Origin of the sequence: Meinhardsimonia xiamenensis (genome assembly GCF_900102905.1) — a bacterium.
GTDB classification, from domain to species: Bacteria; Pseudomonadota; Alphaproteobacteria; order Rhodobacterales; family Rhodobacteraceae; genus Meinhardsimonia; species Meinhardsimonia xiamenensis.
Window position 1 is genome coordinate 121,561 of the sequence record NZ_FNFV01000005.1, and the last position, 16,255, is coordinate 137,815.

Consider the following 16,255-nt stretch of genomic DNA (forward strand, 5'->3'; position numbering starts at 1 on the left):
CGCGACGGGCTTGCGGGGCATCGGAACTTGGGCGGCTACATTCTCAGACGGTTGATCTCGGCGGTGCCGGTGCTGCTCGGCATCACGGTGATCGTCTTTCTCATCATGTCGCTCATTCCGGGCGACCCGGCCACGGCGATTCTCGGCGCCTATGCCACGCCCGAGAACGTCGAGAAGCTCAACCGCGACCTCGGCCTCGATCGGCCGATGGTGGAGCGCTACTTCATCTGGCTCGGCAACATGCTACAGGGCGATTTCGGTCGCTCCTTCTCGCTCAACCGCCCGGTCATCGACGAGGTGGCGGAGCGCTTCTCGGCCACGCTGGTGCTTGCCGGGACGAGCTTCGTGCTCTGCGCGCTCTTCGGCATCGCCGCGGGCGTCGTGTCGGCCGTGCGGCAATACGGGCTTGCCGACAGGCTGATCACCTTCGCCGTGCTGATCGGCATCTCGGTGCCCTCCTTCTTCCTCGGCATGATCATGATCCTCTTCTTCGCCGTGCGGCTGCGCTGGTTTCCGGTAAGCGGCATGTATGCCATCTACGGCGGCGGCGACCTTGCGGACCTCCTGCACCATCTGGTGATGCCGGCCGTTGCGCTCGCGGCGGTGGCCGCGGGGGTGGTGGCGCGGCTGTCGCGCTCGGCCATGCTCGAGGTCCTCAGGCAGGACTACATCCGCACCGCCCGCGCCAAGGGGCTGCGCGAGCGGCGGGTCATATTCGGCCACGCGCTGCGCAGCGCGATGGTCTCGATCATCCCGGTGCTCGGGCTTCAGGCCGGTTTCGTGCTCTCGGGCGCGGTCTACATCGAGACCGTCTTCCAGTGGCCGGGCGTGGGGCGCATGCTGGTGGATGCGATCCTCAAGCGCGACCTGATGCTCGTTCAGGGCGGCGTGGTGTTCGTTGCCGCGGCCTATGTGCTGTTCAACATCGCCGTAGATGTCGCCCAGGCGCTGCTCGACCCGCGGATCAAGACATGACCGCCTTCCTTCAGCGTCTGGCCCGCAACCGTCTTGCCGCCGCCGGGGGCGCGATGCTGGCGCTCATCGTGCTGGTGGCGCTCGCCGTGCCGCTCCTGCCGCTGCAGGATCCGAACGCCACCGCCACCGCCGAGCGCTTCGCCCGCCCCCTCTCCGAGGGCCATCTTCTGGGCACCGACCATCTGGGGCGCGATCTGCTTTCCCGCCTCGCCCATGGCACCCGGCTGTCGCTGGCGATGGGGTTTGCCGCAGCGCTCATCGCCGCCGTGCTCGGCTCGGTTCTCGGTATCGTCGCGGGCTTTCTCGGCGGGCGGGTGGACAATGTCATCATGCGCGGCGTCGACATGCTGATGGGGTTTCCCTACGTGCTCCTGGCGCTGGCGATCGTCGCGGCGCTGGGGCCGGGGCTCGTCAACGCGCTGATCGCGGTGGCCGCCGTCAACGTGCCCTTCTTCGCCCGCAACATCCGTGGCGTGACGGTCGCGCTCGCGGGGCGCGAGTTCGTCGATGCCGCGCGGCTGTCGGGCATGGGCAACCTGCGCATCATGGCGGTGGAGATCCTGCCCAACGTGCTGCCGGTGATCGTCATCGCCCTGACCACGACGACCGGCTGGATGATTCTCGAGACGGCCGGGCTCAGCTTTCTCGGCCTCGGCAGCCAGCCGCCGCAGGCCGACCTCGGCTCGATGCTGGGAGAGGCGCGCGCCGCGCTCATCTCGCACCCCCATGTCGCGGTGGTGCCGGGGGTGATGATCTTTCTCGTGGTCATGTCGATCAATCTTTTCGGCGACGGCGTGCGCGACGCGCTCGACCCGCGGCTTGGGGCCGGGGCGCTGACCCGCCCGCTGCCGGCCACCGTGGTGGACCGGCCTGCGCCGCCCCCGCTGCGGGAGCCCGACCCGCCCGCGCTGCTCGCGATCGACGATCTCAGGACCGAGTTTCGCCTCGGCCGGCGCGTGCTGCCGGCCGTGGACGGGGTCAGCCTGTCGCTCGGGCGGGGCGAGGCGGTGGGGCTCGTGGGCGAGTCGGGCTCGGGCAAGTCGGTGACGGCGCTTTCGGTGATGCGCCTCGTGGCGTCGCCGCCCGGGGTCATTGCCGGCGGGGCGGTGCGGCTCGACGGCGAAGAAGTGATCGGCGCGCCGTTCGAGGTGCTGCGTGCCCTGCGTGGGCGGCGCGTGGCCTATGTGTTCCAGGATCCGCAGGCCACGCTGCACCCGCTCTACCGCATCGGCGACCAGCTGGCCGAGGCGATCCGCGCCCACCAGCCGATGGGGGCGCGGGCGGCGCGCGTACGGGCGCTGGAGCTGCTGCGCGATGTGCGCATGCCCCGCCCCGAGGACCGGATCGACGACTACCCGCACCAGCTGTCGGGCGGGCAGCGGCAGCGCGTCGGCATTGCCATGGCGCTTGCCAACAACCCTGACGTCATCATCGCCGACGAGCCGACGACGGCGCTGGATGTCACGGTTCAGGCGCAGATCCTTGCGCTGCTCGAGCGTCTGCGGCGCGAGCGCGGCCTTTCCATCCTGTTCATCACCCATGACTTCGGTGTGGTCGCCCAGCTCTGCGAGCGGCTCGCCGTGATGTACGCCGGGCGCATCGTCGAGGAGGGACCGACGGCCGAGGTTCTTGCCGCGCCGGCCCACCCCTATACCCGCCGGCTGATCGCCTGCGTGCCCGAGCCCGGTGCCGGGCGCCGGCGGCTCGAGGCCATCCCGGGCCTGCCGCCGCGGCTCGACGCGCTGCCGCCCGGTTGCGCCTTCGCCCCCCGCTGCCACCGTGCCCGGCCCGACTGCGGCGCGGGCGACATTCCCCTGCGCCGCGCGGGCGCGCGCGCGGTGCGCTGCCTCCATCCCGAGACGACGCCATGACGAGCATCCCGGCACTGAAGGTCGAGGACCTGCGCAAGACCTTCGGGGACCGCGCCCCGCTTCTGGGCCGCGCGCGGGCCGGGGTGCAGGCGGTGCGCGGCGTCTCCTTCGCGGTGGCACCGGGGGAGACGCTTGCCATCGTCGGTGAATCGGGGTCGGGCAAGTCGACGCTGGCGCGCATGCTGGTGGGCCTTCTGCCGCCCACCGCGGGGCGCATCGAGATCGAGGGCAGGGCGCTCGATACCGCCGACCCCGCCCGCTTCGGGCGGCTCATCCAGTATGTGTTTCAGGATCCCGCCGGCAGCCTCAACCCCCGCCGCAGCGTGCGCCGCATTCTCGAGACCCCGCTGAAACTCCTGCACCGGATGCCGCGGGCGGCACGCGAGAAGCGGCTTGCCGAGCTTCTCGCCGCCGTCAGCCTGCCGGCCGACGCGCTCGACCGCTACCCGCACGAATTCTCCGGCGGGCAGGCGCAGCGCATCGGCATCGCCCGGGCGCTGGCCGCCGATCCGCGCATCCTGGTGCTCGACGAGCCGGTGTCGGCGCTCGATGTCTCGGTGCAGGCGCAGGTGCTGAACCTGCTTGCCGACCTGCAGCGGCGCATGGGCCTGACCTATCTGTTCATCACCCATGACCTCGCCGTGGCCGAGGCGGTCTCCGACCGCGTCATGGTGCTCTACTTTGGCGCCGTGGCCGAACTGGGGCCGGCGCGCGAGGTCTTTGCAAGCCCGGCCCATCCCTATACGAAGCTTCTGGCCGACAGCGCGCCGGTTGTCGGCCGGGCGCTGCGGGCGCCCGAGGCGGCGGAAGCCGAGCTGCCCGACCCGCGCCATCCTCCCGCGGGCTGCGCCTTTGCCGGCAGGTGCCCGCGCGCCGACGCCCTGTGCCGCGCGCAGGAACCGCCACTGGAAGAGATCGGAGATGACCGACTTGCCGCCTGCCACCACCCGCTCCGCGAATGAGCCGAGGACAAGCCGGCCCTTCCGCGTTGCCGAGGCGATCAAGGGCTGGGTCGTCGAACAGGGGCTGAAGCCCGGCGACCGGCTGCCGCCGGAGGCGGAGCTGATCGAGCGCTTCGGCGTGTCCAAGGGAACGGTGCGCGAGGCCATGCGCCTGCTCGAGGCGCAGGGGCTCATCAAGACGCGCACCGGGCCGGGCGGGGGCAGCTTCGTTCACGAAGTCAGCCGTCAGCGCACCAAGGCGCTGCTGGCCAACTACTTCTTCTTCAAGCATCTGAGCATCGACGACATCTACGAGCTGCGCGCCGTGCTCGAGCCGAAGCTTGCCGCCTCACTCGCGGGCAAGCTGGCGCCGGAGGTTCTCGATGAACTCGGGGCGGTCATGGCAAGCTATGCCCGGCCGTCACGCACGCTCGAGGAGGAGCGCGCCCAGCACGTGGCCTCGTTGCGCTTTCACGCCATCCTCGCCGAACAAGCCAGGAATCCGCTTCTGGGCCTCATCATCGACTTCATGGTCACGCTGCTTTCCGATCTCACCGTCTACCGGCGGCTCTATTCGCCGCGCAACCTCGAGCTCTGGCGGCAGGGGTTCGACCACCAGTCGCGCCTGATCGCCGCGCTCAGGGAGGGCGACGCCGAAGCCGCCGAGGCCATCATGGCCGAACACATGCAGATCGCCTGGAAACTGATGCGTGCTCAGGAAGCGGTCATCGACAATGCCTTCATCTCCCACATCTAGCCGCCTGTGAGCTTCGGGCGTTTCGGCGTCAGGCCGGGATTGCCGGCACTTGAACATCGGGACGATCGCCGAGGCCGATGAGCCCGTGACCGGGCTGGAGGATGGCCTCGAGCGAGGCGCAGGGGCTTGGCCGTTCTGGTGGGCGGTCAGGCGGCGGTGCGCATGAAACCCGGCACGACGGCGCGGGAAGGCATCGCAAGCGCGCGGGACGTGATATTCGGAACCCCGGAAATTCCGTCCGGTATCAGCCGGTTGCGAGAAAACACGGGTGACGCGGCTCGACACCGCGCAGCAGGGGAGGTTCGAGACCTGATCTGACGCACACTTAGCACACAATTTCGCGAAACCCCGCGCACACTCGGCGCACACCGCAGAAAAACTCTAGTAAAATCAGGGGTTTGTTGGCTCCGGCGGCAGGATTCGAACCTGCGACGAATTGATTAACAGTCAAATTTCTCGGGGAAACGACGCCTAACAATGTAAAACTGTCGCGCAAAATTTTCCCATGGCTTGCAATTATTTGTGGCGCTCTTGTCCATCATGGCCTAACATCGGGTAACAGAACAAAACAGGGCTATCTGTTACCCCTGTGTTACCCCAGAGGACCAATTGACTATGGCGAGAGCATTGACAGCCAAGGCGGTGGAGGCGATGAAAGCCGACCCCGCAAGGCGGCGAGAGGTGCCAGACCCGGCGCTGTCTGGCCTTTATCTGGTGATCCAGCCAAGCGGGGCCAAATCGTGGGCATTGCGTTATCGCTACGGCGGCAAGCCCAGGAAATTGACGCTGGGCAAGTGGCCGGTGATGGGCGTGGCCGATGCGCGGGCGGCGGCATCTGATGCAATTGACGCGCTTGAGCATGGCGCAGACCCCGGCGCGGCAAAGCAAAAGGCCAAGGCGGATCGACGGCAGGCCGACCTATCCGAACGCGACAAGATCAAGACGCTGGTGGCACTCTATGGCAAGAGGCACCTTTCGACACTCAAAAGCGGCGCGACCGTCCAGCGTGAACTTGACCGCCACGTGGTCGCGAAATGGGGCGACCGGGATATTCAGGACATTGCCAAGCGTGACGTGATCGACCTGCTGGACGAAATCGCGGATAGCGGACGGATCGTGACCGCAAACCGGGTCCGGGCATACCTGTCCAAGTTTTTCAATTGGTGCGTGGACCGTGACGTGATCGAAGTATCGCCTGCAATGAACGTCAAGGCCGTGGCCAAGGAAACGAGCCGCGACCGGGTGCTGTCTGACGATGAACTGCGGTGGTTCTGGGCCGCGTGTGAATCTGAGGGCCAACCGTGGGGCACTCTAGGCAAGGTGTTGCTGCTGACGGGGCAACGGCTGTCCGAGGTGGCCGGTATGACCGACGCGGAACTGCAAGGCGATGAATGGCACATACCTGCGCACCGGACGAAGAACAAGCGCGCTCACATGGTGCCTATCACTGGCGCGGTGCGCGATGTTCTGGACGCTATCGAACGCATAGACGGGCCTGCGGGTCTCTATCACACGACCAACGGGCGGACGCCCCTGAGCGGCTATCACAAGGGCAAAGGTTACCTTGCCGCCCGCATGGTGCAGATTGCCAGCGATGAAGCTGGGAAGCCTGTCGAAATCCCACATTGGACCTTTCACGATCTGCGCAGGACGGCGGCAACCGGCATGGCGCGGCTGGGCATCCCGGTGCGCGTGACTGAGGCGGTGCTAAACCACGTCAGCGGGACAGGCGGCGGGATCGTGGGCGTGTATCAGCGGCACGACTATGCGGACGAAAAACGGCGGGCGCTTGAGGCGTGGGGCCGGTTTGTGCTGTCGCTGGCGCAAGGCCAGCCCGACAACCTGGTGCGGCTGGAAGAGGCGCGGTGATGCCCGATAGAATCACAAAAGACACCGGGATGATGCAACGAACCGATCTCAGGTATCGGATGGACGATCCGCGCGATGTGGATGCCTGTAACGCGGCCTTAAAAGCGTGGGCCGATTCCCTCCCCGTTGCCGAACCGGGCGACTGGCCCGGCGATGCCTTGCACCGGCACAATGCCGAGCGATGCCGAGCAATCCTTGCAACGGTAGATTTGGCGGATGATGGCAAGTGCGTGGTGAATACCGAAGCTCTGCGCGAAAAGGGCCTCGCGGAAAACTCGGCGCAATGGATAGCCGCGCACTGGCTGGCCGAATACAACGCGCTGAAACAAGGACGTGAGCGCTTGGAGGCTGGCGACGTAACACCCGAAAACCTGTCTCGGATGCTGATGGCGGCCGAAGAAATGGGCAGGCTACAGGAACGCATGTGGTGGCGCGCTGGTGTTGATCCGATCAGCGGCGAAAAGAGGGAGGCTCTAGCCTTGACCGGGCGACCCGTGAAGCGCGGGCAGAAAGACGGTGCCGCGATCACGAACAAGGCTCACGCTGCTATGCGTGAGGCACGGTTCGCCCGCATGAAGGAATTGGTGCCTGACTTGGGAGTAGAAAACGCGGCCCGCCAGTGCGAGGCCGAGGGCCTCGGGGGCTGGCAGGCGATCAGGCGGCAATGGGATCGCTACCGGGAAAAAAATACGGACACCCGGGCCACTGTCCGGCAAAACATGTGACAACTTAGCGTCACCCGATAACTCGAGGCGTGACGCATGGAAAAAAAGCTTTTGCCCGCAAGTGCGGTGCGCGACATTTGCGGCAACATCTCCGACATGACCCTTTGGAGATGGCTCGCCGACCCCGATCTGGACTTTCCAAAACCTGTCTACATTTCCAGACGCAGGTATTGGCGTGAGGCCGACATCATCGAGTGGCTGGACTCCCGCGAGGTGTCGGCGTGATCCAGAAATCGACCATCGCAAGCGGAAACCCCGCCGCGATGACCGAAGCGGCGGGGGCGAAAAGTCACTGTCAAGGTGTCTGCCGGGATAATACCTCGAGCCGGGCGGGGAACGCAAGCCCTCGCGAGCGTCGCGGCCGCAAAAAGTCGTTTTCCAGCCTAATGCAGCGGCGGCACCTGAAGGCCGTGCGGACCTTCGGTTACACCTTGACTCTGGGCGATGCGGACTCGTGGGCGGGCCTGTCGATAGTCCTGAGGGCCCGGCTGGAGCCCCGCGAGCGGGCGGCGCTGGCCTTCGCGGCGCTCGCGGCGCTCGACCGCGAGGACGCCATCTTTACCGCCGAGGCGGCGCTCTGCACGGGCGCGGGCCAGCCGATTCCGCCGCTGCTTGGCTTCATGGACGAGGCAGCCTTCTGGGCCGACATGGCCGAGCCGGACGAGCTGGACGCTTACGCTCTGGCCTGCGTGCAGGCGATGGCACCCAGCCGCCGCGCGGCCTTCCTTGAATACATGAAAGGGAGGGCCGCGTGATGAAGGAATTTGCAGACCTGGCCGCCCGCCTGCGCGAGCATCGTCTCGAATTTCCGCGCGAGCCGATCGAAGGCGACCACCCACGAAGCCCGCGAGGGGCGACCATAATTCAGCCTGCACCGGCGCGCGAGAGCCAGTTTTATTCGGCGGCATCGCTCAAGGGCAAGCCCGTTCCGCCGCGCGAGTGGCTGGTGCACGGGCTGGTGCCAAACCGGACGGTCACGCTGTTCAGCGGCGACGGGGGCACCGGCAAAAGCCTGCTGGCGCTCCAGCTTGCCGTCGCGGTCGCGGCGCAAACACCGTGGCTGGGCAGGGCTGTGACTCCGGGGCGCGTCATCTTCCTTTCCGCCGAAGATGACGACGACGAATTGCATCGCCGCATCGACGACATCCTTCGGGCGGAGAGCCGGAGCTATGATGACCTTGAGGGCCTGACGCTTCGTTCACTGGCTGGCGAAGACGCGCTGCTGGCCGTGGACACGCAATTGCAACTCATGGCCAGCGCCCTGTTCGAGGAACTGGACGCGCGGGCGGCCGAAGAGTCCCCGGCCCTGATCGTGATCGATACTCTAGCCGATGTTTACCCGGCCAATGAAAATGACCGCGCCAAGGTGCGCCAATTTGTCGGCATCCTCCGGGGCCTGGCGATCCGGCGCAAGTGCGCGGTCATGCTGCTCGGGCACCCGAGCCTGACCGGCCTCAATAGCGGCACGGGAACGTCAGGATCGACGGCATGGAATAACTCTGTCCGGTCGCGGCTCTACCTGTCGAGGATCACCGACAACGGCTTTGAGCCCGACCCGGACGCGCGAATACTGGCCACGAAGAAGGCCAACTACGGCCGGACCGGCGACGAAATAAGCTTGAAGTGGCGCGAGGGAGTGTTCGTCGCCGAGGCGCAGGGCACCGGCCTGGATGCGCTGGCAGCCGGGGCCAAGGCCGAACGCGTCTTCCTGAAGCTGCTGGACGCCATGACGGCGCAGGGGCGCTACGTCTCTGCCAGCCCCGGCCCGACATACGCGCCGACACAATTCGCGAGCCTGCCCGAGGCCGAGGGATGCACGAAAAGGGCGCTGAAGGGCGCAATGGAGGCGCTGTTCTCGCGCGGCGAGATCGTAATTGCCACCCACGGCAGCGGCGCAAAAGCCCGGTCACACATCGCCAGGAAGGGGGCCGAAAATGCTCAGAATTGAGGGTGCAACCCCCCGTGCAACACTTCGTGCAACCCCCGGTGCAACCCCCCGCCAACGCCCGGTCAACGAGGGTGCGACACTCTCCCCTTATACCCCATGCGTTGCACCCGCCCTCGGGGGCGGGGTGCACGCAAAGAAGAAGGGGCGGCATCTGGTCCCAATGCCGCCGTTTCCATGCAGGCCAGAAACCGAGCGCCAGAGTTGCGCTTTCGCGCTGTGTCGATCGGAGGTGACACAATGAAGGCATCGAGCAAGGCGATCCGCTTCCTGGAAAGCCTCAAGATCCCCGAGGGCCCGAAAGCCGGGCAGGCGTTGAAGCTGGCTCCGTTTCAAAAGCAATTCGTCAAGGGTGCCCTGGCGGACGGCATCAACGTCGCCTGTCTGAGCATCGGCAGGGGCAACGCGAAAACTGCCCTGTCGGCTGGCATCGCCCTGGGCGCGGTCATGGGCATCTGGGATCGTCAGCCCCGGCGGGAAGTCCTGATCGCGGCCCGCACGCGGGATCAGGCGCGGATCGCGTTTGACTTCGTGGTGGGCTTCATCCGGTCGCTTCCCGAGAATGAGCAAGCGGCCTTCACGATCCGGCGCAGCCCCCGGCTTGAAATCGAGTATGACGGCGACGGCGGCGGACACTTCGTCCGGGCCATTGCGGCGGACGGCAAGACGGCTCTGGGATCGGCTCCGACGCTGGTTCTGATGGACGAGCGGGGCCATTGGCCGGCGGATCGCGGCGACGAGCTGGAGCACGCCCTGTTGTCCGGTCTGGGCAAGCGTGGCGGCCGGGCGCTGATCATCAGCACGAGCGCGGCGGACGATGCGCACCCCTTCTCGGTCTGGCTGGACGAGGAACAGGAGGGCGTCTATCGGCAGGAGCACCGCCCCGCTCCCGGCCTTCCGGCGGATGACCTGGAAAGCCTGAAGATCGCCAATCCGGGCGCTGAATACGGGATCGGATCCAGCCTTGAATGGCTGCAAGCGCAGGCGCGGCGGGCGATTGCGCGGGGCGGATCGACCCTGACGGCTTTCCGGCTCTACAACCGCAATGAGCGTGTCAGCGGCGAAACCCGCGATCTGCTGTTGACGGTCGATGAATGGCTGGCCTGCGAGACGGCGGACCTGCCGCCCCGGCAAGGCCAGGTGGTCATCGGCATCGACCTGGGCGGCTCTGCCAGCATGACCGCAGCGGCGTTCTACTGGCCGGAGACGGGCCGTCTTGAGGCTCTGGGCACCTTCCCTTCCAAGCCTTCCCTGCTGGATCGTGGGCAAGCGGACGGCGTGGGCGGGCGCTATGTCGAGATGCAGGACCGGGGCGAGCTTTTCACCCTGGGAGACCAGACTGTGCCGGTTGTTCCGTGGCTGGTGGACGTTCTGAGCCATGTCGCGGGCGAGACTGTCGCGGCGATCACGGCGGACCGATACAAGCAGGCCGAGCTTGGCGAGGCGATCGACCGGGCGGGCATTCGGTGCCCTGTTGTCTGGCGCGGTCAGGGCTTCAGGGACGGCGGCGAGGATTGCGAGCGGTTCCGGCGGGCGGTGTTCGAGGGCAAGGTGAAGACCGCCCCCTCGCTGCTGCTGCGGTCTGCCTTCGCGGATGCGGTCACGCTGCGCGACCCGGCAAACAACCTGAAACTGGCAAAGGCGCGGTCGCGTGGCCGGATCGACGCGGCGGCGGCAACGGTGCTGGCGGTCGCTGAGGGGGCCCGGATGATGGGCCGCCCCGCTCACAAGGGAGGGCGCATTGCATGGGGCTGATGGAGACCGCTTCGCGGCTGATTGCGAAACACGGCCAGGCGGCAACGCTGCTGCGCCCCGGTCCGGGGACAAGGGACGCTTACGGGCAATACATCCCCGGCCCGGATATCGAATACCCCGTCACGGTCCTGGCGGCTACCTACGCGGTCGAGATGCAACTGATCGCGGGCGGCTTCCTGGAGGTGGGCGATCAGCGGCTTTTCCTGTCGGCCGAGGGCCTGACCGTGACGCCCTCCACAACCGACCGGCTGCGCATTGGCGGCCAGGTGTTCCGCACGATCCGCGTTTCCCCGCTGGCCCCGGCTGGCGAGGTGATCTTCTGGGAGTTGCAGGTGCGTGATGAGTGACCGGAAGGAATATTTCCGCCATTCCCGGCGGATCACGCGCGGCCCGCGCTGGAAGGCTCTGCGGATGCAGGCGCTCGAGCGCGACGATTGGCGCTGCGTCCAGTGCGGCAGCCGGCACCGGCTGGAGATCGACCACATCGAGCCGGTCAGGGATCGGCCCGAATTGGCCTGGTCGCTGTCCAACCTGCAAACCCTCTGCGGGCGGTGTCATGCCCGCAAGACCCGTATCGAGATCGGCCTAGGCCGACCCGACCCCGCCCGCGAGGCGTGGAAAAAGCTGGTCCGTCAGACGGGCCAAACCCTCATCGAGCACAAAGGAAAGGCAGATGCTTGATTCTGTTAAAATCGCACGGCGGCAAAGCGAAATCCGCCAGAAGCTTTCGGAACTGGTCGGCAAGCAGAACCCGACCGAGGACGAAACCCGGCAGATGGAAGAGCTTGACCGCGAGTATCGGTCGAACGAGACCCGCTATCGCGCGGCGCTCATTGCCGAGGATCAGGAACGGCGCGAAGCCGGGGCCGACCTGGAAACCCGGTCGAGCCGCGAATGGGCCGAGATCATGGCCGGTTTCGAGGTGCGCCAGGTTGCCCTTGCCCTGGACGAGGGGCGGAGCCTGGACGGGCAGACGGCCGAGATCGTCAGCGAACTGCGGTCGCGTGGCGGCTATCGCGGCATCCCGTTGCCGTGGGAGGCGCTGGAAATCCGGGCCGGGGAAACCGTGGCGAGCGGCACCCCCGATCCGATCCGCACCGCCCCGATCATCGAGCGGCTGTTCGCGCGGTCTGTCGCGGCCCGCATGGGCGGCCAGATGATCAACGTGGACGTGGGCGAGGTCGAGTATCCCGTCACCACGTCGAGCGTGACGGCGGGCTGGGCGGCGTCCGAAACCGGCAACGTGACCGGCCCGAGCGCCTACACGACCGTTGATAGGCCCCTGAAGCCCGATTACAACCTGGGCATTCAGATGCGCATCACGCGCAAGACGCTGAAGCAGTCCGGCAGCGGGCTTGAGCAGGCGGTCAGGCGCGACATGAACGGCGCTATCGAGGAAGCCCTTGACAGGGCCGTGTTCCTGGGCAGCGGCGCTTCGGGCGAGCCGACCGGCCTTTTCGCGGGTGCATCGGCCTGGGGCATCAGCGAGCAAGCGGTTGGCGCGGCCCCGACCTGGGGGGCGTTCCGTTCCGAGGTGGTCAGCTTCATCACCGGCAACGCGGCCAGCGGCCCCGGCGATGTTCGGCTTCTGATCCGTCCCGAGGTCTGGGACGCGATGGATGCGAGCATCTGGGACGCGGGCAGCGGGATCACCGAATGGGACCGTCTGTCGGACGCCCTGGGCGTGGTGACGATGAGCCACAATGCCCTTGCCGATCCGGCGGGATCGCCGCTGGCCACCAGCGCGGTGATGACGACCACGGCGGGCGGTGTTCCCCCGTTCTTCGTTGGGACGTGGGGCGCGATCGACCTGATCCGCGATCCGTATTCGGATGCGCAATCGGGCGCGCTGCGGATCACCGCGCTGGCCACGATGGACGTGACCATCTCCCGCGCGGTTCAAACCCGCATCCTGACGGATATTCAGTGATGCTGTGGGCCGGTTCCAAGGGCGGGCTTGAGGTCCGCACCTCTGCGGGCGGGGCAACCGTTCTGCGGGGCCGGTTCCCGTATGCTGTCCCGACCGTTCTGAAGGACGGTCGGGAACGGCTGCGGGAAGTGTTCGAGGCGCGAGCCTTCGCGGCATCGGTCGCGGCTGGTGGCGACATTCACTTGCTGGTGCACCACGACTTCGACCGCCCGCTTGCATCGCGCGGGGCGGGAAGCCTCGAGATCAGCGACGGCGATGACGCCCTGACCTTCGAGGCGACCATTGCCCCGGAAATGCGCGGCGTGAGCTATGTTGCGGACTTCCTGGGCACGCTGTCGGCGGGGCTTGTGGGCGGGATCAGCCCCGGCTTTCGCGTGGCCGAAGGCGGCGCGCTGGTCAAGCGCGATAGCGAAGGGCTGTTGCGGGTGGTGCGTTCTGCCGAACTGATCGAGATCAGCGCGGTGACGAAGCCCGCCTATCCCCAGGCGCAGATCGAGGCTCGCAACTGGACGCCATGCACGGCGGCCGAGGATCGGACGCTTGTTCATGCGCTCAATCGGTGGAGGCTCTGAGATGGCGGTGACGTTGAAAGAGGTCGAGGCAATCCCGGGCAGCTATCCGCCTGCCCCGGGGCTGCTGAGCGATGCGGCTTCGATGCTGAATCACGCGGCGATCTGGCAGCGGATCGAGGCTTATTGCCGCGATCGCTGGACGGCGCGGCAAGTGGTCTGGACGGTCGAGGGGGGCGGCACATGGGAACCCCCGTTGTCGCCCGCGACCGTGAACACGGTCGAGGTCTGGGAAGGCGGCGCGTGGGTGCCATGCACCCCGGCTGCATCGCCCCTGGGAGGCTATGAGCTGCCCGGTGAGGGCCCTTATCGGATCACGGCGGACGTGGGGGGCGGGGAAGTCCCTGCGGCTGTCTCCGAGGCGTTCAGGCGGCTTGCCGAATACCTGGCGGACGCGACGGATCGGGCGGGCGTGTCCAGCTATTCCGTCAACATGGGCGGGGCGATCCAGGAAAGCTATCAGCGCAGCCCGGCATGGGTGGCGCGGGCGATGGAATTGAGCGGCGCGGCGGACCTGCTGCGGCCTTACAAAAGGAGGGCCTGAGCATGTGGCCATTCAAGCGAAAGAAGGCTGAGGAAACGCGATCGAGCGGATCGGGCTTCACGGCCGAGATCATGGCGGCGCGGGAAGCCTATGTTTCCGGGCGGCGCGGCATTGCCGAACTGACGGCCACCGTGCAGGCCGCTGTGGCGCTCTGGGAGGGCGGTCTGGGGCTTGCCGATGTGTCGGGCACCGACCTGCTGGACCGCCGTTCTCTGGCGCTCTGTGCGCGGTCTCTGGCCTTGCGCGGCGAGGCTCTGTTCCTGGTCCGTGACGCGGGGCTTGTTCCGTGTTCCGATTGGGATCTGAAAACCCGCGACGGGCGGCCCACGGCTTACCGCGTGTCGGTTCCCGAGGCTGGCGGCGGTCGGAGCTTCACGGCGCTGGCGGCCGAGGTGCTGCACTTCCGCATCGGCTGCGACGTGTCAGCGCCCTACCAGGGGACTGCCCCGCTCAAGCGGGCGCAGCTGACGGCGGGGCTGTTGAACGCGGTCGAGACGGCGCTGGCCGAGATTTACGAAACGGCCCCGATTGCAAGCCAGATCGTGCCGTTTCCCGAGGCACCGCAGACCGACCTGGAAGCGATAGCGCGCGGTTTCCGTGGCAACCGTGGCAAGGTGCTGATCCGCGAATCGGTCAACGTGACGGCGGCGGGCGGACCGGCCCCGATGCAGGACTGGAAGCCGCACGACCTTTCCCCGGACCTGTCGAAGACCATGACGCGCGAGACGCTCGAGGCGGCGCGGAATGCAATCAACCTGGCCTTCGGCATTCTTCCCGGCCTGGCCTCGCCCACGGCGACCGGCCCGATGGTCAGGGAAGCGCAACGGCATCTGGCGCAATGGGTGCTGCAACCGATCGCCACGGGCATTGCCGAGGAAGCGACGGAGAAGCTGGGAACGGCGGTCACGCTGGACGTGATGCGGCCGCTTCAGGCCTTCGATGCAGGCGGACGGGCGCGGGCGCTCAATGTGATTGTGGGTGCCCTGGCGCAGGCGAAGGAGGCGGGCGTTGACCCGACCGACGCGCTCAAGCTGGTCGATTGGGGGAATGAGGTATGACTGAGAAATTCAAACAAGGCGATCTGGTCGAGCTCAAATCGGGCGGGCCAACCATGACCTATGGCGGGGAGGCGATGTATGGGGACGCGATTTGCTACTGGTTTGAGGGGACCAAGCGCCAATGCGCGAGTTTCCCCCATTCTGTTTTGAAGCGTGTGGAAGGCGAATAAGCGTTACCCCAAACGTTACCCCTGAGCCAGAAGTAAGCAACGCCCCGCGAGGGGCGTTCGTTTATTCAGCTGTTTTCTTTGGATTTTTTGGCTCCGGCGGCAGGATTCGAACCTGCGACCAATTGATTAACAGTCAACTGCTCTACCGCTGAGCTACGCCGGAACGCGAGAGGGCATATAGCAAGGGCGTTTGCCGGCGTCCAGAGGCAAGACGGCAGTTTTTCACCTCTGCCGCGCGATCAGGCGAAAGCGCGCCCCGGGGCTGAGGTCAGGCTCGGCCTCGACCTCGTTTTTCTGAAACATCTCAACGAGATGCGCGAAGACATTGCGGCTCGCGGCGGGCAGGAGCGCCTCCGGCACATCGCTGTAGATGCGCCGCGCGAGGCCAAGGGCGGTATCGGGCGCTTCGGCGAGCGCCTCGGCGATCTGGCGCCCGCGTGACCGCCGGTGCGCGATGAGCCAGTCGAGGCGCGCGGCCGGATCCGAGATCGGCGCGCCATGGCCGGGGTAGAAGATGCGCGCCTTGCGCGCGGCAAGGCGCGCGCAGCTTTCCATGAACTGGGCGAGATCGCCGTCGGGCGGGGAGACGAGCGAGCTTGCCCAGCCCATCACGTGATCGCCGGTGAAGACCGCCTCGCCCCAGGCGAGGCTCAAGTGATTGCCGAAATGCCCCGGCGTGTGGATCACCTCAAGCTCCCAGCCGGCTCCGGCGATCCGCTCGCCATCGGCAACCACCACATCGGGCGCGAAGGCCGAATCGACGCCCTCGCCACCGCCGGCAAGCCCCGCCCGTGCCAGCCGCTCCATCACCGCCGATCGGCCCGCGCGCGCATCGCCGAAGGCGATGACCGGCGCGCCGGTGGCCTCGGCGAGGGGGCGGGCGAGGGGGGAGTGGTCGAGATGGGCGTGGGTGACGATGATGTGGCTCACCCGCTCGCCCTTCTTGAGCGCCGCGAGAAGCGCGCGCATGTGCGCCGGATCGGCAGGCCCGGGGTCGATCACCGCCACATCCCCCTCGCCGACGATGTAGCTGTTCGTCCCCCAATGGGTCATCGGCGAGGGGTTGGGCGCGATCACCCGGCGCAGGCCGGGAGCGAGCCGCTCGACGCGGCCCGCAGGCGGGCGCTGCAATGTCTCTTCGCTCAC

19 protein-coding genes and 1 tRNA gene are annotated in these 16,255 nt (G+C 67.0%); 18 read left to right on the forward strand and 2 right to left on the reverse strand.

The window, feature by feature from the left end; all coding sequences use genetic code 11:
* The first annotated feature begins 27 nt into the window (after positions 1-27).
* The 18 genes from BLQ14_RS11470 (at position 28) to BLQ14_RS11555 (ending at position 15,109) form a co-directional block, all read left to right on the forward strand.
* Positions 28-975, forward strand: a complete 948-nt coding sequence (locus tag BLQ14_RS11470; protein WP_092500706.1) for an ABC transporter permease — start codon at positions 28-30, stop codon at positions 973-975.
* The gene (locus BLQ14_RS11475) at positions 972-2,846 is read left to right on the forward strand and encodes a dipeptide/oligopeptide/nickel ABC transporter permease/ATP-binding protein (protein WP_092500707.1); all 1,875 of its coding nucleotides are present in this window, start codon (positions 972-974) and stop codon (positions 2,844-2,846) included. Before BLQ14_RS11470 ends, BLQ14_RS11475 begins: the two co-directional genes overlap by 4 nt.
* The gene (locus BLQ14_RS11480) at positions 2,843-3,808 is read left to right on the forward strand and encodes an ABC transporter ATP-binding protein (RefSeq protein WP_092500708.1); all 966 of its coding nucleotides are present in this window, start codon (positions 2,843-2,845) and stop codon (positions 3,806-3,808) included. Before BLQ14_RS11475 ends, BLQ14_RS11480 begins: the two co-directional genes overlap by 4 nt.
* Positions 3,768-4,544 (forward strand): FadR/GntR family transcriptional regulator, encoded by a 777-nt coding sequence (locus BLQ14_RS11485; protein ID WP_092500709.1) that lies wholly within the window; start codon positions 3,768-3,770, stop codon positions 4,542-4,544. Before BLQ14_RS11480 ends, BLQ14_RS11485 begins: the two co-directional genes overlap by 41 nt.
* 126 nt (positions 4,545-4,670) lie before the next feature.
* Complete coding sequence (locus BLQ14_RS15300; RefSeq protein WP_143004489.1) at positions 4,671-4,862, forward strand: hypothetical protein; 192 nt, start codon at positions 4,671-4,673, stop codon at positions 4,860-4,862.
* Positions 4,863-5,159: 297 nt separating this feature from the next.
* Positions 5,160-6,413: a tyrosine-type recombinase/integrase gene (locus BLQ14_RS11495; RefSeq protein ID WP_092500710.1), complete on the forward strand. Its 1,254-nt coding sequence runs from the start codon at positions 5,160-5,162 to the stop codon at positions 6,411-6,413.
* The gene (locus BLQ14_RS11500) at positions 6,413-7,138 is read left to right on the forward strand and encodes a hypothetical protein (RefSeq protein WP_092500711.1); all 726 of its coding nucleotides are present in this window, start codon (positions 6,413-6,415) and stop codon (positions 7,136-7,138) included. Before BLQ14_RS11495 ends, BLQ14_RS11500 begins: the two co-directional genes overlap by 1 nt.
* A gap of 36 nt (positions 7,139-7,174) precedes the next feature.
* The gene (locus BLQ14_RS11505; protein ID WP_092500712.1) at positions 7,175-7,363 is read left to right on the forward strand and encodes a helix-turn-helix transcriptional regulator; all 189 of its coding nucleotides are present in this window, start codon (positions 7,175-7,177) and stop codon (positions 7,361-7,363) included.
* Positions 7,360-7,893: a hypothetical protein gene (locus tag BLQ14_RS11510; protein WP_143004490.1), complete on the forward strand. Its 534-nt coding sequence runs from the start codon at positions 7,360-7,362 to the stop codon at positions 7,891-7,893. Before BLQ14_RS11505 ends, BLQ14_RS11510 begins: the two co-directional genes overlap by 4 nt.
* Positions 7,893-9,086: an AAA family ATPase gene (locus BLQ14_RS11515; protein ID WP_092500714.1), complete on the forward strand. Its 1,194-nt coding sequence runs from the start codon at positions 7,893-7,895 to the stop codon at positions 9,084-9,086. The genes BLQ14_RS11510 and BLQ14_RS11515 overlap by 1 nt, the downstream gene beginning before the upstream one ends.
* Positions 9,087-9,323: 237 nt before the next feature.
* Positions 9,324-10,838 (forward strand): terminase TerL endonuclease subunit, encoded by a 1,515-nt coding sequence (locus tag BLQ14_RS11520; RefSeq protein ID WP_176759546.1) that lies wholly within the window; start codon positions 9,324-9,326, stop codon positions 10,836-10,838.
* Positions 10,829-11,185, forward strand: coding sequence for a hypothetical protein (locus BLQ14_RS11525; RefSeq protein ID WP_092500715.1), 357 nt, complete (start codon positions 10,829-10,831; stop codon positions 11,183-11,185). The genes BLQ14_RS11520 and BLQ14_RS11525 overlap by 10 nt, the downstream gene beginning before the upstream one ends.
* Positions 11,178-11,519, forward strand: a complete 342-nt coding sequence (locus tag BLQ14_RS11530) for an HNH endonuclease (RefSeq protein ID WP_092500716.1) — start codon at positions 11,178-11,180, stop codon at positions 11,517-11,519. The genes BLQ14_RS11525 and BLQ14_RS11530 overlap by 8 nt, the downstream gene beginning before the upstream one ends.
* On the forward strand, positions 11,512-12,768 hold the full coding sequence (locus BLQ14_RS11535) for a phage major capsid protein (RefSeq protein ID WP_092500717.1): 1,257 nt from the start codon (positions 11,512-11,514) through the stop codon (positions 12,766-12,768). The genes BLQ14_RS11530 and BLQ14_RS11535 overlap by 8 nt, the downstream gene beginning before the upstream one ends.
* Positions 12,768-13,340, forward strand: coding sequence for an HK97 family phage prohead protease (locus tag BLQ14_RS11540; protein WP_092500718.1), 573 nt, complete (start codon positions 12,768-12,770; stop codon positions 13,338-13,340). Before BLQ14_RS11535 ends, BLQ14_RS11540 begins: the two co-directional genes overlap by 1 nt.
* A gap of 1 nt (position 13,341) precedes the next feature.
* Positions 13,342-13,881 carry a hypothetical protein gene (locus BLQ14_RS11545; RefSeq protein ID WP_092500719.1) on the forward strand — a complete coding sequence of 180 codons (540 nt, stop codon included), beginning with the start codon at positions 13,342-13,344 and terminating at the stop codon, positions 13,879-13,881.
* Between the two features lie 2 nt (positions 13,882-13,883).
* The gene (locus BLQ14_RS11550; RefSeq protein WP_092500720.1) at positions 13,884-14,939 is read left to right on the forward strand and encodes a phage portal protein; all 1,056 of its coding nucleotides are present in this window, start codon (positions 13,884-13,886) and stop codon (positions 14,937-14,939) included.
* Complete coding sequence (locus tag BLQ14_RS11555) at positions 14,936-15,109, forward strand: YodC family protein (protein WP_092500721.1); 174 nt, start codon at positions 14,936-14,938, stop codon at positions 15,107-15,109. Before BLQ14_RS11550 ends, BLQ14_RS11555 begins: the two co-directional genes overlap by 4 nt.
* Positions 15,110-15,197: 88 nt before the next feature.
* Here the strand turns inward: BLQ14_RS11555 and BLQ14_RS11560 are convergent.
* Both BLQ14_RS11560 and BLQ14_RS11565 read right to left on the reverse strand, forming a co-directional pair.
* Positions 15,198-15,272 (reverse strand) — tRNA-Asn (locus BLQ14_RS11560).
* A gap of 59 nt (positions 15,273-15,331) precedes the next feature.
* Positions 15,332-16,255 (reverse strand): MBL fold metallo-hydrolase, encoded by a 924-nt coding sequence (locus tag BLQ14_RS11565; RefSeq protein WP_245657092.1) that lies wholly within the window; start codon positions 16,253-16,255, stop codon positions 15,332-15,334.